At 67.6% G+C, this 18,397-nt stretch carries 10 protein-coding genes and 3 pseudogenes; 12 read left to right on the top strand and 1 reads right to left on the bottom strand.

The window, feature by feature from the left end:
• Positions 1-248: 248 nt before the first annotated feature.
• From VF716_RS09365 to VF716_RS09315, 11 genes and pseudogenes are all read left to right on the top strand, one after another.
• Positions 249-3,221, top strand: a complete 2,973-nt coding sequence (locus VF716_RS09365; RefSeq protein WP_218650911.1) for a PAS domain S-box protein — start codon at positions 249-251, stop codon at positions 3,219-3,221.
• 50 nt (positions 3,222-3,271) lie between these two features.
• Complete coding sequence (locus VF716_RS09360; RefSeq protein ID WP_218650910.1) at positions 3,272-3,658, top strand: response regulator; 387 nt, start codon at positions 3,272-3,274, stop codon at positions 3,656-3,658.
• A gap of 76 nt (positions 3,659-3,734) precedes the next feature.
• Positions 3,735-4,145 (top strand): annotated as a pseudogene (locus VF716_RS09355) (GAF domain-containing protein); the annotation flags it as partial.
• 64 nt (positions 4,146-4,209) lie between these two features.
• Positions 4,210-6,134 (top strand): annotated as a pseudogene (locus tag VF716_RS09350) (PAS domain-containing sensor histidine kinase).
• Positions 6,131-6,520 (top strand): response regulator, encoded by a 390-nt coding sequence (locus VF716_RS09345; RefSeq protein ID WP_003282388.1) that lies wholly within the window; start codon positions 6,131-6,133, stop codon positions 6,518-6,520. The pseudogene VF716_RS09350 and the gene VF716_RS09345 overlap by 4 nt, the downstream one beginning before the upstream one ends.
• On the top strand, positions 6,513-8,153 hold the full coding sequence (locus VF716_RS09340) for a diguanylate cyclase (RefSeq protein ID WP_440552569.1): 1,641 nt from the start codon (positions 6,513-6,515) through the stop codon (positions 8,151-8,153). The genes VF716_RS09345 and VF716_RS09340 overlap by 8 nt, the downstream gene beginning before the upstream one ends.
• Before the next feature lie 127 nt (positions 8,154-8,280).
• A pseudogene (locus tag VF716_RS09335) lies at positions 8,281-11,158 on the top strand (CHASE3 domain-containing protein).
• Positions 11,155-11,544, top strand: a complete 390-nt coding sequence (locus VF716_RS09330) for a response regulator transcription factor (RefSeq protein WP_011911301.1) — start codon at positions 11,155-11,157, stop codon at positions 11,542-11,544. Before VF716_RS09335 ends, VF716_RS09330 begins: the two are co-directional and overlap by 4 nt.
• A complete protein-coding gene (locus tag VF716_RS09325; protein ID WP_218650906.1) occupies positions 11,541-12,677 on the top strand; it encodes a YaiO family outer membrane beta-barrel protein in 1,137 nt (378 codons plus the stop codon). Before VF716_RS09330 ends, VF716_RS09325 begins: the two co-directional genes overlap by 4 nt.
• Positions 12,667-13,791 (top strand): HEAT repeat domain-containing protein, encoded by a 1,125-nt coding sequence (locus tag VF716_RS09320; protein ID WP_017245987.1) that lies wholly within the window; start codon positions 12,667-12,669, stop codon positions 13,789-13,791. Before VF716_RS09325 ends, VF716_RS09320 begins: the two co-directional genes overlap by 11 nt.
• Positions 13,788-15,191 carry a glycosyltransferase family 2 protein gene (locus tag VF716_RS09315; RefSeq protein WP_218650905.1) on the top strand — a complete coding sequence of 468 codons (1,404 nt, stop codon included), beginning with the start codon at positions 13,788-13,790 and terminating at the stop codon, positions 15,189-15,191. Before VF716_RS09320 ends, VF716_RS09315 begins: the two co-directional genes overlap by 4 nt.
• Before the next feature lie 101 nt (positions 15,192-15,292).
• Here VF716_RS09315 and VF716_RS09310 read toward each other — a convergent pair whose 3' ends face one another.
• Positions 15,293-16,786: an aldehyde dehydrogenase gene (locus VF716_RS09310; protein WP_218650904.1), complete on the bottom strand. Its 1,494-nt coding sequence runs from the start codon at positions 16,784-16,786 to the stop codon at positions 15,293-15,295.
• A 186-nt stretch (positions 16,787-16,972) separates the two neighbouring features.
• On the opposite strand from VF716_RS09310, the gene VF716_RS09305 reads away from it, so the two are divergent.
• Positions 16,973-18,292, top strand: coding sequence for an aspartate aminotransferase family protein (locus tag VF716_RS09305; protein ID WP_125851209.1), 1,320 nt, complete (start codon positions 16,973-16,975; stop codon positions 18,290-18,292).
• Positions 18,293-18,397 lie beyond the last annotated feature (105 nt).

Here is an 18,397-nt window from a genome sequence, read left to right as displayed (position 1 = left end):
CTGCCTGCAGACTAACATCCGCCCATCACGAGTCCAGAACGAGGGCTGACCGACCGTCTAAAAACTGGTGCTTTTTTAGCCAGCTTCGGCTGCAATCGCTACGCTCGAGGTGGGCAGCCGAAGCGCCGACGACCGAGCGGGAAAGGCGCTATCGGCGATGCTGGCATAGAGCTATCATTGTTTCTTTTTTGCCCTGGAAAGTTGCGGCTCATGCCTATGTCGTACGTCGAGCGCAGCACCTCGCACCCATGGCCGGCCCGCGGATGAACAGCGCCGACCTCTCCACCCCCAGATGGATCTTCGGCCTCGGCAGTCTGCTGCTCGTGCTGCTGTTCGGCAGCCTCGCGTTCAATGACTACCGCGCCCGCGATGTCGCCTGGCATCTGGAGATCGAGACGCACGGCGAGCTGCAGAGCCTGGCGCTGCAGAGCGCGCAGCTCAATCAGCGGCGCCAGGCGGACATGGTCGCCACCGCCCTGGCCGGCAACGCCGAGGTGCTGCGCCAGATGCGCCTGATCGATGCCGCGCTACGTGATGGCCGCTCCCTCGACGATCCCCGCCTCGAGCGCTCGCGCCAGCGGCTGCGTGCGGCGCTGACCCCAGCCTGGCGCTCGATGCAGCGCCATCAGGCGCTGCAGCTGCAGCTATTCTGGGGCGACGCCGGGGTCACCGTACTGCGCATGCAGCAACCGGAGCGCTTCGGCGACACTCAGGCCGCACAGCGACCGATGCTGCAACGGGTACTGCGCGACGGCATCGAACAGTTCGGCCTGGAAGTCGACGCCCTCGGCGCCAGCAGCCGGGCCATCGTGCCGCTGCGCGCCGTGGACCGGCAGGACAGCGAAGTCATCGGTGCGCTGGAGGTGGGCTACAACGTATTGCCGGAACTGCCCGACCTGAGTGCGCAGCTGGCCGCCGGCCTGGCCCTTATCGTCAACCGCGAGGCGCTGCAGGCGAGCCAGACGACACCTCCCAGCGGGGTCCAGCTGAGCGAGGGCAGTGACTGGCTGCTGATCGGCCATTCGGCGACGCAGGTGCTGCACTGGGCCCAGGCGGGCGTGCTGCCGGAGCCGGGCAGCGGCAAGGGTTCGCGACTGCTCGATGCCGACGGGCGCAGCTACATACTCAACCAGATTCCCCTGCACGATGAGCAGCAGACCGAGCCGTCCACGCCACCCCTGGCGGCAGCGCTGGCCTGGCGCGACATCAGCGCCATGCAGGGCGAACACCTGCAGGCCGAACGCCGTCTGCTGATCAAGTGGGGCCTGGCCTGGCTGGTCGCCGAGGCGCTGCTGCTGGTGCTCGCGTTCCTCCTGCAACGGCGCATCAGCGTGCAACAGCAGTATCAGTTCGCCCAGCAGCAGCAGAACCGCCGACGCCAGCGCCTGCTCGACCGCGCCCAGAAAATCGCCAGTCTGCTACCGGGCATGGTGTTCCAGCTCAAGCGCTTCGCCAATGGCCGCTATGCGTTTCTCTACGCCAGCGAAGGCGCCCGCGAGCTGTACGGCATCGAGCCGCAACGGCTGCTGGAGGACGCCGCCCAGGCGCTGGTCCACGTTCACCCGCAGGACTTGCCACGCCTGCATCGCGCATTGCTGCGCCTGGCCGTGCATCCGGGCAGCGGCGCGGTCGAGTTCCGCATCCAGCATCCGCAGCGTGGCCTGCTCTGGGCCGAGGGCCGCGCCAGTGCCGAACGGCTGGCGGACGGCACAGTGCTCTGGCACGGCTTCGTCACCGAGATCACCGAGCTGATGGAAGCCACCCGCGCGCTGCAGAAGAGCGAGAGCCGTTACCGCGCCATGGTCAGCAACCTCCCGGGCGTGGTCTACCGCTGCCGCAACGATGGCCGCCGCCGCATGAGCTACCTCAGCGAGGGCATCGAGCGCCTGACCGGCTACCCGGCCAGCGATTTCGTCGGCGATCGCGTGCGCAGCTACGCCAGCCTGATTCATCCGGACGACTTGCAGCTGGCGCAACAGCACGCCGAGCAGGACACCTTCGAGGGTGTCTACCGGCTGCTCAACGCCGAAGGCCGGACCGTCTACGTCCGCGAGAAGGCCCGCGTCCTGCGCGAGCGCGACGACCCGCTCGGGTGGTGCGACGGATTCATCTGGGACGTGACCGATCAGGCCCTGGCCCGCGAAGAGATGGAGCAACGCGAACGCTACCTGAGCATGCTGATCGATAACGTGATCGACGCCATCATCATCATCGACGCGCGCGGCATCATCGAGACCTTCAACCACGCCGCCGAGCAGATCTTCGGCTACAGCAATGCCGAAGTGATCGGTCGCAACCTGTCGATGCTCATGCCCGAACCGGACCGCTCCGCTCACGACGGCTACCTGGAGCATTACGCCCGCCGCGGCACCTCGCGCGCACTGGAACAGAACCGCGAGCTCACCGCCCTGCGCCGCACCGGCGAGACCTTCACCATCGAGCTGCGCGTCTCGCAGATCAGCCACCACGGCGAATGCAAATTCATCGGCCTGGTCCGCGACATCACCGAACGCAAACGCATCGAGCGGATGAAGAGCGAGCTGGTGTCGATCGTCAGCCACGAACTGCGCACACCGCTGACCTCCATTTCCGGCGCGCTCGGCCTGATCGTCGGCGGCGCGCTGGGTGAGACAGCGCCGAACATGCGTCAGATGCTCAGCATCGCCCATCAGAACAGCCTGCGCCTGGGCCGCCTGGTGGACGATCTGCTGGACATGGACAAACTGGTCGCCGGCAAGATGACCCTTGACCTGCGCGCCCTCGCAGTGCCCGCGCAGCTGCAGCAGGCGATCGCCGCCAACCAGGGCTACGCCGCCAAGCACGATGTCACCCTGGTCCTGCAGCAGGCGCCCGACGTAGAACTGGTGGCAGACGACGACCGGTTGCAGCAGGTACTGGCCAACCTCATCTCCAATGCGGTCAAATTCTCGCCGCCGGGCGGCAGCGCCTCGCTCGGCAGCGAGTGCCGCGGCGCCTGGGTGCGAATCTGGGTGCGCGACCAGGGCCCGGGCATCGCCCCCGAATTCCACACGCGGATCTTCCAGAAATTCTCCCAGGCCGACTCTTCCGACAGCCGTCAGAAGGACGGTACCGGCCTTGGTCTGGCCATCAGCAAGGAGCTGATCGAACACATGCACGGCCGGATCGGCTTCGATTCCGAGCCGGGCGAAGGCGCCTGTTTCTGGTGCGAACTGCCGATCGCACCGGCGGTGCAAGATTAACCCTGATGCTTCCGTGAGCGCGGACGCGTACGCAATCTTCTGGAGGCACAATGGCCGAGCTCAGGCGCATCCTGCACATCGAAGACGATCCGTCGATCCAGGCGGTGACCAAACTGGCGCTGGAAGCCATCGGCGGCTACGAGGTGCTGTCCTGCTCCTCCGGGGCCCAGGCGCTGGAGGAAGTCGAAGCCTTCGCCCCCGATTTCATCCTGCTCGACGTGATGATGCCCGGTATGGACGGCCCGCAGACGCTGCTCAGGCTGCGCGAGCGAATCGACCTGGAGCGGATTCCGGTAACATTCATGACCGCCAAGGTGCAGCCGAGCGAGATCGAACACCTGCGCAAGCTCGGCGCCCGCGATGTGATCGTCAAGCCCTTCGACCCGATGCTGCTGGCCGAGCAGATTCGCAGCATCTGGCTGAGTGGCCGATACTAGGCAGAACTGCTTAAGCCCCGGTCGTGTCACGCTACCCGACCCGGACGCCCCTCACCGAACCAGCAAGGCGCCGACGATGGAGTCACCGCAACACAGCACGACGCCGATGCCATCCACCGTCCAGCCGCGCGAGCTGTCACGCCTGGCGGCGTTACTGCGCTACGAAATCCTCGACACCCCCGAAGACAGTGCATTCGATGACTTCACCGCGCTGGCCGCGCAGATGTGCGATACGCCCATCGCGCTGATCTCGCTGGTCGACGATCATCGTCAGTGGTTCAAGAGCCGCGTCGGCCTCGACGTCAGCGAGACTCCGCGGGAAATCTCCTTCTGCACCTACACCATCGCCGGCGAGGAGATCTTCGAGGTACCGGATACGCTGCAGGACCCGCGTTTTAGCAACAACCCGCTGGTGCTCGGCGATCCGCATATCCGCTTCTATGCCGGCACGCCGCTGACCTCGCCGGATGGCTACAACCTCGGCACCCTGTGCGTGATCGACCGCCAGCCACGCCGCCTCAGCGCGGAGCAGCGCGAAACCCTGGAGCGAGGTGATCCGCCTGTTCGAGCAGCATCTGCTGGCGCACCGCCACGCCGAGCAGGCGGCACTGCAACAGGCCATCCTCGACAGCGCCTCCAGCGCCGTGCTGGTGACCCGCCCCGACGGCGTGGTCACCAGCGTCAACCCGACCGCCGAGCGTCTGCTCGGCTACAGCGAACAGGCGCTGGTCGGCCATCCGTTGACCGCCGCGCTGTTCCGCCCGGAGGCGCTGCAGCGCCGGGCACTGCTGCTTTCCAGCGAATTGCAGATGCCGCTCGAGGCGGATTTCTCGGTGCTGAGCGCGCCGCTGCACCGCGGCCGGCGCGACATGTCCGAATGGCGCCTGCGCCACCAGAACGGCAACGAGGTGCCGGTGCTGCTGGGCGTGAGCGCGATCCATGACGAGCAGGAGCACCTGCGCGGCTACCTGGTCAACGCCTACGACCTGGCCTACCAGGAACAACTGCAGCTGCGCCTGCAGCAGATCGCCGCGCAGGTGCCGGGCATGCTTTTCCAGTTTCACTGGCGCGGCAACGGCAGCTCCTGCTTTCCCTACGTCAGCGAAGGGGTCGAGCAGATCTACGGCCTCAGCCCGGGGCAGCTGGCCAGCAGCTTCGCGCCCATCGTCGGGCGCGTGCACGCACTCGATCGCAGCCCCCTGCTGAGCAGCATTCGCAAGGCCGCCGCCGAGCTCACGCCGTGGCACAGCGAGCACCGCGTCGACCACCCACGCAAGGGCCTGATCTGGGTCGAGGCGCGCGCCACACCGCTGCGACAGGTCGATGGCTCGGTGCTCTGGCACGGTTTCGTCACCGACATCACCGCACGCAAGGCCGAGCAGCTGGAGCTGGACAAGCAGCAGGAAATGAACCGGCGTCTGCTCGAAGCGTTGAGCGAGGCGGTGATCGCCTGCGACGCCGAGGGCAATCTGACCCTGTTCAACGAGAAGGCCAAGCAATGGCACGGCGCCGATGCCGCGCCGGTGTCACCGGACGAATGGGCCAGCCATTACCAGCTGTACCGCGCCGATGGCGTCACGCCGCTGCAGCCGGAAGAGATCCCGCTGCGCCGCGCCCTTGGCGGCGAACACGTGATCGATCACGAGATGGTCCTGCTCAGCCAGGGCACGCCGCGCCATGTGCTGTCCAACGCCGATCCGCTGTACACCTCCGATGGCCAGCTGCTGGGCGCTGTCGCCGTGCTGCACGACATCACCGAGCGCAAGCGCATCGAGCGTCTGCAGCGCGAATTCATCTCCACGGTCAGCCACGAGCTGCGCACGCCGCTGACCTCCATCACCGGCGCGCTGGCGCTGGTCTGCTCCAATGTCATGGGCGAGGTTCCCGGGCAGATGCGCGAACTGCTGGACATCGCCCAGCAGAACAGCCAGCGCCTCGGGGCACTGATCGACGACCTGCTGGACATGGACAAGCTGCATGCCGGCAAGATGCGCTTCGACCTGCTCGAGCAGCCGCTACTGCCGCAGCTGGAGCTGGCCCTGCGCAGCAATGGCAGCTACGCCGAACGCCATGGCGTGCAGCTGCGCCTGGGCGACTGCCCGGCGGTGCAGGTGGAAATCGACGCCATGCGCCTGCAGCAGGTGCTGAGCAACCTGCTGTCGAACGCCGCAAAGTTTTCGCCGCCCGGCGAGCAGGTCGAACTGTCGGCCCGCATGCGTGACGGCCATGTGCGGGTCAGCGTCCGAGACCGGGCCCAGGGATTTCCGACGAATTCCGTGAACGGGTATTCCAGAAGTTCGCCCAGGCCGATTCGGCCGACAGCCGCCAGCAGGGCGGCACCGGCCTCGGTCTGGCGATCAGCAAGGAGCTGATCGAGCACATGGGCGGACAGATCGGCTTCGAATCCGCACCCGGCCAGGGCGCCTGCTTCTGGTTCGAGCTGCCCGTCCGGGGCGAGACCAAGGAGAGTTCGTGAACAGACAGCTCAAGCGCATCCTGCACGTCGAGGACGTTCCTTCCATTCAGGTGGTGACGCGCATCGCCCTGGAAAAGATCGGCGGCTTCGAGGTGCTCAGCTGTCCGTCCGGACAGGCGGCCCTGGACCAGGTTCAGGCGTTCGCCCCCGACCTGATCCTGCTCGATGTGATGCTGCCGCAGATGGATGGCATCGAGCTGGTCCGCCAACTCGGCGATCTGGTGGACCTGCAGCAGATTCCGGTGGTCTTTCTCACCGGCCATCTGCAGCCCGAGCGGCTGCAGGAGCTGCGCCAGCTCGGTGTGCGCCAGGTGTTGAACAAACCCTTCGACCCCCTGCAGCTGGCCTCCCAGCTGCAGCAGGTGTGGGAGGCCGAGCATGGATGAGCGTGCCCGCCTGGCGCTGCAGGAACAGCTCACCCAGCTTGAGCAGCAGTTTGGCGAACGCCTGCAGGCGGACCTGGCAGAACTGGCAACGCTCGCCCGTGACCTGCAGCAGACCCGCGCCACCGGCAGCCGCCGCCAGCTGATGCTGAGCGTGCGCGAGCGACTCCATCGCCTGGCTGGCGCGGCCGGGACCTTCGGTTTCGCCAGCCTCGGGGACAACGCCCGGCAGCTCGAACAGCGCGCCGATCGCTGGCTGGACTCGGCCAAGCCCGGCAGCCGCGCCGCCGATGCCTTCGCCGCCGCCCTGCTGCAACTGGCCAGCGAGACACCCGGGCAGGAGCGCGAAGGCGCAGCGGCGCTGCCGGTGCACCACGAAGAGCCGGCGCCGGGCTGCCGCATCTGCCTGATGAAGCGCGACCCGATCGCCGCCACCAGCATGGCGGTGACCCTGCGCAACTTCGGCTACATGGTCAGCCAGTGGCATGATTTCGCCGCCCTCGAGCAGGCCCTGGCCATCGAGCTGCCCGATGCGCTGATCGTCGGCATCGAGCATGAAGGCGAGTTCGATGCACTGGCCGCGCTGCAGCAGAGCCTGGAGCAACCCCTGCCGCTGCTGGTGATCCACGATCGCAACGACTTCGCCAGCCAGCTGGCTGCGGTGCGCGCCGGTGCCCAGGGCTTCTTCGTCCGCCCGCTGGACATCACTCAGCTGGAAAACAGCCTGGAGCGCTGCCTCGACCGCCAGCAGGGCGAGCCCTTCCGTGTGCTGATCGTCGACGACGACGCCGAGCTGGCGGCGCGCTACAGCCTGGTGCTGCGCAACGCGCAGATGCAGGTGCAGACCCTCACCGAACCGACCCGCGTGCTGGACGCCATGCGCAGCTTCAACCCCGAGGTCGTGCTGCTGGACGTCAACATGCCGGAATGCTCGGGCCCGGAGCTGGCGCAGATGATCCGCCTGCATGACGAGTGGCTGCGGGTGACGATCATCTACCTGTCGGCGGAAACCGACACCCACCGGCAGATGGCCGCCCTGCTCAAGGCCGGCGACGATTTCATCACCAAGCCGATCAGCGACAGCGCGCTGGTGGCCGGCGTCTATTCGCATGCCCAGCGTGCCCGCTCGCTGAGCACCGCGCTGGCCCGCGACAGCCTGACCGGCCTGCTCAAGCACGCCGACATTAAGGAACAGCTGGCACTGGAGGTGCAGCGCAGCAGCCGCAGCGGCAAACCGGCAAGCGTGGTGATGCTCGACCTCGACCATTTCAAGCAGGTCAACGACACCTATGGGCACGCCGCCGGCGACAACGTGATCCGCGCCCTGGCCAACCTGCTGCGCCAGCGCCTGCGTCGCATCGATAGCCTCGGCCGCTACGGCGGCGAGGAGTTCGTCGCGGTACTGCCGGAATGCAGCGCGCTGCAGGCCAGGCGCATCTTCGACGAGATCCGCGTGCGCTTCGCCGCCCTGACGTTCAATGCGGGCGACCATCAGGAGTTTCGCGTCACCTTCAGCGCCGGCATCTGCGAAACCGATGAGCACAGCGCCGCCAGCGTCCTGCTGGAGCGCGCCGACCAGGCGCTGTACCTGGCCAAGCACCAGGGCCGTAATCAGGTGCAGGTCGCCGGGCGCTGAGGGCGCTACCGTTCGTCGCGAACCGCTCCGCGTCTGTGGGGTCTGACTGTATTCGGGAGTCCCGGTGTTTCCGCTATCGCGCGGCGGCCAGGGTTCCATGCAGTCTCCCCCGCGGCAGGAGTCCGGTTTGCCCGCAAGACTCGCGATCGGTTGGCATTCAATCGCATTTCTGGCTGCGTTCGCGCTGCTCGCCGCCCTCGGCTGGCAGGGCAAGCGAACCCAGGAAACGCTGCTGCAGACCAATCGGGCCGTCAGCCATAGCCTGGAGGTCATCACCCTCGGTCCAGGCCATCCTCTCCTCCCTGCAGGACATCGAAACCGGCTCGCGCGGTTTCATCCTGACCGGCGATGCCAGCTACCTCGAACCCTACGAGCGCGGCCTGAATCAGCTGGAGGGCTATCGGCGGAGCCTGGAACAACTGGTCGAAGGCCGCAGCTATCCCGACCAGCGCTGGTTCCGCACGCTGGATGCAACCATTGCCGAACGCCTGCAGGTGGCTGCCGGCAATGTCCAGGCGCGCCGCGACGCCGGCCTGCAGGCGGCCGCCGAGCGCTTGCGCGGCGCCGGCGGCAACCTGCTGATGGATCGCCTGCGGGCGCTGCTCAACGCAGTGGAACAACAGGAGCGGCGCGAGCTGAAAGCAGCCAGCAGCGCCGTTGCCCAGACGACCGAGCGCGCCCAACGTCTGGCCCTCATCGGCAGCCTGGTGGTGGTCGCGCTGCTTCTCATCGCCTTCTGGGCGGTACACTGTAATCTGCGCATCCGCCAGCAGCTGGCCGGCGCGGCGCAGGCAGGCGAGGCTCGGCTCGGAGCGCTGCTGCAGGCCATTCCGGATTACCTCTATGCGGTGGACCACCGACAGCAGGTATCCAGCCTGGCCGCGGGAACGGCTCGCCGGGCGCCCCAGCCCGCCGCCATCGAACCCCTGCTGCACGACCTGCTCCAGCAGCACGAAGACAGCGGTCTGCGGCAGAACACCTGGTGCGAGGTGCAGACCCGGCGCACTTTCGAGGTTCGCCTGATGCCCACCGGGCTGGGCGACCACCTGGCGATCGCACGGGACATCAGCGAGCTGCAGCGCAGCCGTGACAGCCTGCACGACCAGCAGTTGTTCCTGCGCCGGGTGGTGGACACCGACGACAACCTCATCTTCGTCCGCGACGCCCATGGCCGCTTCCTGCTCTGCAACACCGCGCTTTCCGCCCTGCTCGACGTGCGACCGCAGGATATCGAGCAGCGCCACCCCGACGAGGTGGCTTCCGCTCGCCTGCTGCGACCGCTGCTGCTGGGCGACGACGAACTGGCGGCCCTGGCGAGCGGCAGCGGGGAGCTGCGCACCACCGAGGTCGCCCTGACCGACGCCCACGGCACCGAGCATTGGTTCCAGGTGGTCAAGCGACCGCTGCGCATCTCCGCGCGCACCTGCCATGTGGTCACGGTGGCGGTGGACGTCTCCCTGCGCCGGCGCATGGAGCAGATGAAGACCGAATTCATCTCCACCGTCAGCCACGAGCTACGTACCCCGCTGACCGCCATTCGCGGCGCGCTCGGCATGCTGATCGGCGGTATCGCCGGGCAGCTCAGCGACGAGGCCCGTCCGCTGCTGACCATCGCTCACAAGAACAGCGAGCGGCTGGTGCGCCTGATCAACGACATCCTCGATATCGAGAAGCTGGAAGCGGGCCGCCTGGCGTTCAACCTGGGCCGACACGACGTGCGGCCGCTCGTCCAGCAGGCGCTGTCGGACATCACGCCGTACGGGCAGGACTACGGCGTCACCCTGGAATTCCTCGACGCCCCCGAGCTGGCCTCCAGTGAAGCAACCCTCGACCCTGACCGCTTCGCTCAGGTGATGGCCAATCTACTGTCCAACGCGATCAAGCATTCCCCCGCCGGCGGACGCGTGACGGTCGACCTGCGACGCAGCGGCGAAAGGCTCGAGATCGGGGTGCAGGATCGCGGGCCCGGCATACCGGAAGCCTTCCGCTCGCGCATCTTCGAGCGCTTCGCCCAGGCCGATTCGTCCGATGCCCGTCGGCGCGGCGGTACCGGGCTGGGGCTGGCCATTACCCGCTCGCTGGTCCAGCAGATGAACGGCAAGATCGGCTTCGATTGCCAGCCGGACCAGGGCACGCGCTTCTGGCTGCAGCTGCCGCTGGAGGAACACGCCCAGCCGCTCCAGCCGCAGGCACCGGCGCAGCCACTCAGCCTCGGCTCGGCGCCGCAGCAGACGCCCCTGATTCTGATCCTCGAACCCGATTGCCACGCCGCCGAGCAGCTGGCCGAGGCGCTGCACCAGCACGGCTATGCCACGCTGATCGCCCATGCTGCCGCCGAAGCACGCGAACTGCTCGGCCAGCACCGTGTCCAGGCGCTGACCCTCAGCCCGGCACTGGACGACGAGAACAGCGTGGCCTTCCTGCAGAGCCTGCGCAGCCAACACCACTACCGCAACCTGCCGGTGCTGATCGTCAGCGTGCAGCCGCAGCGCCGGGATGAGGATGACGGCCTGCTGCGCGGCGGTGCGGTAGGCGTGATCGACTGGCTGCACAAGCCGATCGACCCTTCCCGCGTCATGGAGGTGATTCGCGCCTGCCTGCAGCTCGGCGGGTCGAAACCGCGCATCCTGCACGTGGAGGACGACGACGACCTGCGCGTACTGCTGGCCAGGCAGATCGCCATGCTCGACGTCGAACTGGCCGGCGCCGCCACCCTGCAGGAGGCGCGTCAGCTGATCAGCGCGCAGCCCTTCGATCTCGCCATCATCGACCTGATGCTGCCCGACGGCGACGGCACCGAGCTGTTCGACCAGCTGGCGCAGAGCATTCCGCCCCCACCGGTGATCATCTTTTCCGCGCTCGACACCCCGATCCAGGACAACCGCCTGGCGCTGCGCCAGCTGGTCAAGTCCCGTCACGACGGCGACGAGCTGGCCAGGCTGATCCAGCACCTGTTGCAGCACTGGCCACCGGGCCACACTCACTCTGACGAGGTTCATGCATGAGCGAATCCGCCAGCAAGCGCATCCTCATGGTGGAAGACGAAGAAGACATCGCCTTCCTCATCCGTTACATGCTCGAACGCCACGGTTTCGTCGTCGACCATGCCGCCGATGGCCGCCAGGCGCTCGATCACTTCGCCCAGGCCGCCCCACCGGACCTGACCCTGATGGACATCATGCTGCCCTATCACGACGGCCTGGAGTTGATCGAACGGTTACGGGCACAGGCCGGCTGGGAAAGCGTGCCGGTGCTGATGCTGACCGCCAAGGCACGCGAGGTGGATATCGTCCGCGCGCTGGAACTGGGCGCCGACGACTACGTGACCAAACCCTTCCAGCCGGAGGAACTGCTGGCACGCATTCGTCGCCTGCTGAGGGGGCGCCGATGAAGCGCGCGCTGCTGCTGCTTGCCCTGGCGATACCCTGCACCACGGCTTTGGCGGATATCGCCACGGCCGAGCGACAGGTGCAGGCGCAGCAACTGGACGCTGCCGAAGCGACCCTGCGCGCACACCTGGCGCAGCACCCGGAAGACGCCGACGCGCAGTTCCTGCTGGCCCGGGTGTTGAGCTGGCAGGGCCGGCCGGAACAGGCCTTGCCGATCTACCAGCGCTTGCTGCGCCAGCAGCCGGACAATGCCGACTACCTGCTCGGCGAGGGCCAGGCGCTGCTCTGGGCCGGGCGCCCGCAACGCGCGCTGGCGTCGTTGGAACGGGCCGCCAGGATCGCGCCGGACTACACCGAGGTGCAGCAGGTGATCCAGCAGGCACGCGCCGCGCTGGCCGTGCCCACCACGGCGACCGCCCCGGTACCCGTGACGACCGCCGCGACCAAGCGCCGTCACGAGCTGGAGATCTCGGCGCGTCAGGACTGGCTGGACAGCGGCTTCGACAACTGGCGCAGCCAGCGCCTGGATTACACCTCGACCCGGCCGGAAAGCCTTGGCTGGTACGGTGCGCTGCTGCGTGAGCAACGCTTCGGCGAATGGGACGAAGGCGTCGAGGCCGGCGCGGTGATTCCGCTCGACGACAACTGGACGCTGCAGCCGGAGGTCGGCTATCAGCCTTCACCCTATTTCCTGCCCGAGTGGCATGCCGATCTGCGCCTGCAACGGCGCCTGCCGGACGGCTACCTCGGTGCCGTCAGCGTTCGCCGCACCGAGTACGAGACCACCCGCGTCGACCGCCTCGCGCTGAGCGCCGAGCGTTACTGGAACGCCTGGCGCGCCGGCTACACCCTGAACGTGACCGACGTGGCCAACGCCGGCACGCCGATCGGCCACGACCTGGCGCTGGACTACTACTACCGAGGGCTGAGCTACGCCGGCCTGCGCCTGACCGTGGGCGAGGAAGAGGCGGTGGAAGAGCAGCAGCTGATCACCAGCGACGTGCGCGCCGTCAGCCTGCAGGGTCGTCACTGGTTCGACAGCCGCTGGGCGCTGAGCTGGGAAGTCGGCTATCACCAGCAGGGCAGCTACTACGACCGACAGTGGCTGCAGATCGGCCTGCGCCATGCGTTCTGACCTGCTGACCGGCTGCCCTCCCTGGCTGTGCGAGGCGCCCGCTCGGCTCTGGCTGCACGTCTGGCCGGAAGACCGCATGTTGCAGCTGGCGCTGTACTGCGCCTTCGGCCTCGGGGCGTTGACGCTGCTGGTGCTGCTGCAGGTGCTGCTGCTCGGCGAACTGTCGCGCCGGCGTGCGGTGCGCCGGCAGCAGTTCAACGAACAGTGGCGCCCCTACTTCGCCCTCTGCAGCCTCAGCGATGACGTGCCGACATCCCACGCGTCGCTGCCGCGGCGGCATCAGCTCTGGTTTCTGCTGCAGTGGAACCGCACCCAGCTGCAGTTGCGCGGCGCCGCCCGCGAGCGCATGAACCGCGCACTGGTCGCCCTGGGGATGGATCGTCAGGCGCTGCTCCTGTTACGGGGGCGGGTGCGCAGCAAGCTGATCGGCCTCACCTGCCTGCGCCATCTGGCCGACCCCACCCATTGGGACGCGGTGCAGCCGCTATTGCTCAGCCGCAACGCCATCGTCGCCCTGGCCGCCGCGCAGACGCTGGTGGCCATGGACCCGGCAAAGGCCATGCAGCTGATCCTGCCGGCGGCGGTGGAACGCCCCGACTGGGCGTTGCCGCGCCTGGTCAGCCTGTGCCAGCAGGCCGGTGAGCAGGCAGTGACCACGCCGCTACTGATCGTGCTGTCCAGCTCGCCAGACCCGCGCCGCGAGCGACTGGTCGGCCTGCTGGTGCATGGCGACCCGCGCCATGCCGCGCCCTGGGCGCGGGCACGGCTGGACCAGGGGGCGCCTGTCGAGCAGCTGCAGGTGGCGCTGCGCTGCCTCAGCGAGCTTGGCGACCCACGCGACCGCCCACGCCTGCTGCGCGCCCTCGGCCACGAGCAGGAGGGCGTGCGCCTGGCCGCCCTGCTGGCGCTGCACAAGCAGGCACGCCGGGAAGACAGCGAGCTGTTCCTGCCGCTGCTCGCCGACCGCAGCTGGTGGGTGCGCCAGGCCGCCGCCGACAGCCTGGCGACGTTGCCCGGCGCATCCCCGGACGCGCTGCAGCAGCTGCTCGAGCAGGTGCACGACCGCTACGGCAGGGACGCCCTGCGCCGGGCCATCGCGGAGGTGCGCCGGTGACGGTCGACTGGCTGTGGTGGCTGCAGGTCGCCTTCATCCTCTATTTCCTGCTGCTCAACGGCATGTACCTGCTGCTCAACCTGCTGTCGATGGGCAGCCTGATGGGTTACATCCGCCAGCGCGCGGAAACCGGCGAGCTGGCGCCTTATCTCGGCGTCGAACCGCCGGTGTCAGTGCTCATGCCGGCCTTCAACGAAGAGGCGACGATCCGCACCTCGGTGCGCTCGATGCTGCAGCTGCAGTACCCCGAATTCGAGATCGTGGTGATCAACGACGGTTCCAAGGACCGCACCCTGGCCGTGCTGATCGAGGAATTCGACCTGGTGCCGCACCCCGAGCCGTTGCGCCAGGCCGTCGCCCACCAGCCGGTGCAGGCCATCTATCGCTCGCGCCGCTACGCCAACCTGCGCGTGGTCGACAAGGCCAACGGCGGCAAGGCCGATGCGTTGAATGCCGGTATCAATGCCGCGCGCTACGGCCTGTTCTGTGGCGTCGACGCCGACTCCATCCTGCAGCGCGACAGCCTGCTGCGCGTGGTCCAGCCCTTCCTCGAGGACGAGCGCACCATTGCCGCGGGCGGCACGGTGCGCATCGCCAATGGCTCGCAAGTGCGTGGCGGCTTCCTGATTCAGGCCGGGCTGCCACGCAACTGGCTGGCGCGCTTCCAGATCGTCGAGTACCTGCGCGCCTTTCTGTTCGGCCGCCTCGGCTGGTCGCCGCTCAATGCCGTGCTGATCATCTCCGGCGCCTTCGGCCTGTTCGATCGCGAGCGGGTGATGGCGGTCGGCGGCTATCGCACCGATACGGTCGGCGAGGACATGGAGCTGGTGGTGCGGCTGCACCGTTATCACCGCGAAAAGCGCATCCCCTACCGCATCCGCTACCTGCCGGACCCGATCTGCTGGACCGAATGCCCGGAAGACCTCGGTACCCTCGGCCGGCAGCGCAGCCGCTGGCAGCGCGGCCTGGCCGAAAGCCTCGGGCGTCATGCCCGCCTGGCCTTCAGCCTGCGCGGCGGCACGCCCGGCTGGCTGGCCTGGCCGTTCATGGCGCTGTTCGAGTGGATCGGCCCGCTGATCGAACTGGTGGGCTACGGCGTCATGCTGGCGGGCTTCGCCTTCGGCGCGGTGTCCTACGCGGCGCTGGCCGCCTTCCTGCTGGTGGCGATCGGCATGGGCATTCTGCTGTCGGTCAACGGCCTGCTGCTGGAAACCATGTCCTTCCGCGTCTACAGCCGTCGACGCGACATGCTGCAGCTATTCCTGATGGCCGTGCTGGAGAACTTCGGCTACCGCCAGCTCAACACCCTCTGGCGCTGCCGCGGTCTCTGGCAGTGGTTCTCCCGGCGCAAGCACCAGTGGGGCATGATGCGCCGCAGCGGGCAGTGGGGGCAAAGCTAGCTGAACGCTCAAAAGACCGTAGGGTGGATCACGCTTCATCGATCCACCATGGCTGTGCAACAAGGTGGATGTAAAAGGCGACATCCACCCTACGGATGCCGTCAGAGCTGAATCCAGGTCGCCTTGAGTTCGGTGTACTTGTCGAAGGCATGCAGCGACTTGTCACGACCGTTGCCGGACTGCTTGAAGCCGCCGAACGGCGCGGTCATGTCGCCGCCGTCGTACTGGTTGACCCACACACTGCCGGCGCGCAGCGCCCGTGCGGTGCGGTGCGCCTTGGACAGGTCGGCGGTCCACACCGCGGCAGCGAGGCCGTAGGGCGTGTCGTTGGCGATCGCCACCGCTTCCTCGGCGCTGTCGAAGCTGATCACCGAGAGCACCGGGCCAAAGATTTCCTCCTGAGCGATCTTCATCGCATTGTCGACGCCATCGAAGATGGTCGGCTCGACGTACAGCCCGCCGGTTTCTTCCAGTGTCCGCTGGCCGCCGATCAGCACCTGCGCGCCGGCCTGGCGTCCGGAGTCGATGTAGCCCAGCACGGTGTTGAGCTGCTGGGTGTCCACCAGGGCGCCGACGTTGGTCGCCGGGTCCAGCGGGTTGCCCGGCTTCCAGCCCTTGAGCGCCTCCACCACCATGGGCAGGAAGCGCTCCTTGATCGAACGCTCCACCAGCAGCCGCGAACCGGCAGTGCAGACCTCGCCCTGATTGAAGGCGATCGCACCCGCCGCCGCCTGGGCAGCCGCCTGCAGGTCGGGCGCATCGGCGAAGACGATGTTCGGGCTCTTGCCGCCCGCCTCCAGCCAGACACGCTTCATGTTCGACTCGCCGGCGTAGATCATCAGCTGCTTGGCCACCCGCGTGGAGCCGGTAAAGACCAGCGTGTCGACGTCCATGTGCAGCGCCAGCGCCTTGCCGACGGTGTGGCCGTAGCCTGGCAGGACATTGAGCACGCCGGCCGGAATGCCGGCGTCGATCGCCAGCCGGGCGATGCGGATGGCGGTCAGCGGCGACTTCTCGGACGGCTTGAGCACCACCGAGTTGCCTGTGGCCAGTGCCGGGCCGAGCTTCCAGCAGGCCATCATCAGCGGGAAATTCCACGGCACGATGGCCGCCACCACGCCGACCGGCTCGCGGGTGACCAGGCCCAGCTGGTCGTGGGGCGTGGCCGCCACCTCGTCGTAGATCTTGTCGATCGCCTCGCCGCTCCAGCGCAGCGCCCGCGCCGCACCGGGGATGTCCACCGCCAGCGAGTCGCCGATCGGCTTGCCCATGTCGAGGGTCTCCAGCAGGGCCAGCTCCTCGCGGTTCGCTTCCAGCAGATCGGCGAAGCGAATCAGCACCGCCTTGCGCTTGGCCGGCGCCAGCTTCGCCCAGCTGCCTGCCTCGAATGCGGTACGGGCGCTGGCCACTGCACGCTCGGCATCGGCCTGGTCGCAGCTGGCGACTTGGGCCAGCACCCGCCCGTCCACCGGGCTGATGCAGTCGAACTGGCCACCCTGCGCCGCGGCGCAATACTCACCCTGGATAAAGGCGCGACCTTCGATACGCAGGTCACGGGCACGCTGTTGCCAATCGGCGAAGGTCAGGCTGGGCATGGTGCTTCCTCTCTCTCAGGTCTTCGGGTGATGGAAAATGCACCCTAAACCAGCGGCGCGGACCCTATCAATATTTTTTACGAACGGCCGGTTTTGCGCCTTGTTTTGTTCGTTTTATTAAACATAGACTCGATCGAAACGCTGCGGCGCCGTCGCAGCATAGTCGCTCGTCGCCGGAGCTCGCCCATGTCCCAGGATTTTGCCACCTCGCCCGAACACTTCTGGATGCCCTTCACCGCCAATCGCCAGTTCAAGGCCAGTCCGCGCCTGCTGGAGCGCGCCGAAGGCATGTATTACACGGCGAGCGACGGCCGCCAAGTGCTCGACGGCACGGCGGGCCTGTGGTGCTGCAATGCCGGCCACGGGCGCCGCGAGATCAGCGAGGCGGTGAGCAAGCAGATCGCCAGGATGGATTTCGCCCCGACCTTCCAGATGGGCCACCCGCTGCCCTTCGAGCTGGCGGAAAAGCTCGCCGCCATCAGCCCCGAGGGACTGAACCGGGTGTTCTTCACCAACTCCGGATCGGAATCGGCCGATACCGCGCTGAAGATCGCCCTGGCCTATCAGCGCGCCATCGGCCAGGGCAGCCGTACCCGCCTGATCGGCCGCGAGCTGGCCTATCACGGCGTCGGCTTCGGTGGCATGTCGGTGGGCGGCATGGCCAACAACCGCCGCGCCTTCGGCCCGATGCTACCCGGCGTCGATCACCTGCCGCACACCCTCGACCTGCAGCGCAACGCCTTCAGCAAGGGCCTGCCGCAGCATGGCGTGGAGCGCGCCGATGAGCTGGAGCGGCTGGTGACGCTGCATGGCGCGGAGAACATCGCCGCGGTGATCGTCGAGCCGATGTCCGGCTCGGCCGGGGTGATCCTGCCGCCGGTGGGCTATCTGCAGCGGCTGCGCGAGATCACCGCCAAGCACGGCATTCTGCTGATCTTCGATGAGGTCATCACCGGCTTCGGCCGCGTCGGCGAAGCCTTCGCCGCGCAGCGCTGGGGCGTCACGCCGGACATCCTGACCTGTGCCAAGGGCCTGACCAACGGCGCGATCCCCATGGGTGCGGTGTTCGTCGCCGATCGACTGTACGACGCCTTCATGCAGGGGCCGGAAAGCGTCATCGAGTTCTTCCACGGCTACACCTACTCCGGGCATCCGGTGGCCTGCGCCGCGGCACTGGCGACCCAGCAGATCTATCAGCAGGAAAACCTGTTCCAGAAGGCCATCGACCTGGAGCCCTACTGGCAGGAGACGCTGTTCAGCCTGCGTGACCTGCCCAACGTGATCGACATCCGCACCGTCGGGCTGGTGGCCGGCGTGCAGTTCGCCGCCCATGCCGATGGCGTCGGCAAGCGCGGTTACGAGGTGTTCCGCGAGTGTTTCGAGAACGGTCTGCTGGTGCGCGCCAGCGGCGACACCATTGCGCTGTCGCCGGCGCTGATCGTCGAGAAGGCCGAGATCGACCGGATGATGGAGCTGCTCGCCGACGGCATCCGCAAAGCCGGCTGACACAGCATTGCTGGAGGCGACCCGGCCTGTCAGATCAGGCCGGGCGTTAGTGGCCAGTGCGGTGAGTGGGTCGAGGCAAGTCCGGGTGGCCATGGGCGCCGAAAT

It is taken from the genome of Stutzerimonas sp. Brlt_14, assembly GCF_051948915.1.
Lineage (GTDB): Bacteria > Pseudomonadota > Gammaproteobacteria > Pseudomonadales > Pseudomonadaceae > Stutzerimonas > Stutzerimonas stutzeri.
This window is presented reverse-complemented; position numbering and strand designations above follow the sequence as displayed.

What these genes read in the sequence shown, in the direction of transcription:
- VF716_RS09365 (WP_218650911.1), top strand. Translation starts at nt 249, where the DNA reads ATGGCCGGCCCGCGGATGAACAGCGCCGACCTCTCCACCCCCAGATGG.
- VF716_RS09360 (WP_218650910.1), top strand. Translation starts at nt 3,272, where the DNA reads ATGGCCGAGCTCAGGCGCATCCTGCACATCGAAGACGATCCGTCGATC.
- VF716_RS09340 (WP_440552569.1), top strand. Translation starts at nt 6,513, where the DNA reads ATGGATGAGCGTGCCCGCCTGGCGCTGCAGGAACAGCTCACCCAGCTT.
- VF716_RS09330 (WP_011911301.1), top strand. Translation starts at nt 11,155, where the DNA reads ATGAGCGAATCCGCCAGCAAGCGCATCCTCATGGTGGAAGACGAAGAA.
- VF716_RS09325 (WP_218650906.1), top strand. Translation starts at nt 11,541, where the DNA reads ATGAAGCGCGCGCTGCTGCTGCTTGCCCTGGCGATACCCTGCACCACG.
- VF716_RS09320 (WP_017245987.1), top strand. Translation starts at nt 12,667, where the DNA reads ATGCGTTCTGACCTGCTGACCGGCTGCCCTCCCTGGCTGTGCGAGGCG.
- VF716_RS09310 (WP_218650904.1), bottom strand. Translation starts at nt 16,786, where the DNA reads ATGCCCAGCCTGACCTTCGCCGATTGGCAACAGCGTGCCCGTGACCTG.
- VF716_RS09305 (WP_125851209.1), top strand. Translation starts at nt 16,973, where the DNA reads ATGTCCCAGGATTTTGCCACCTCGCCCGAACACTTCTGGATGCCCTTC.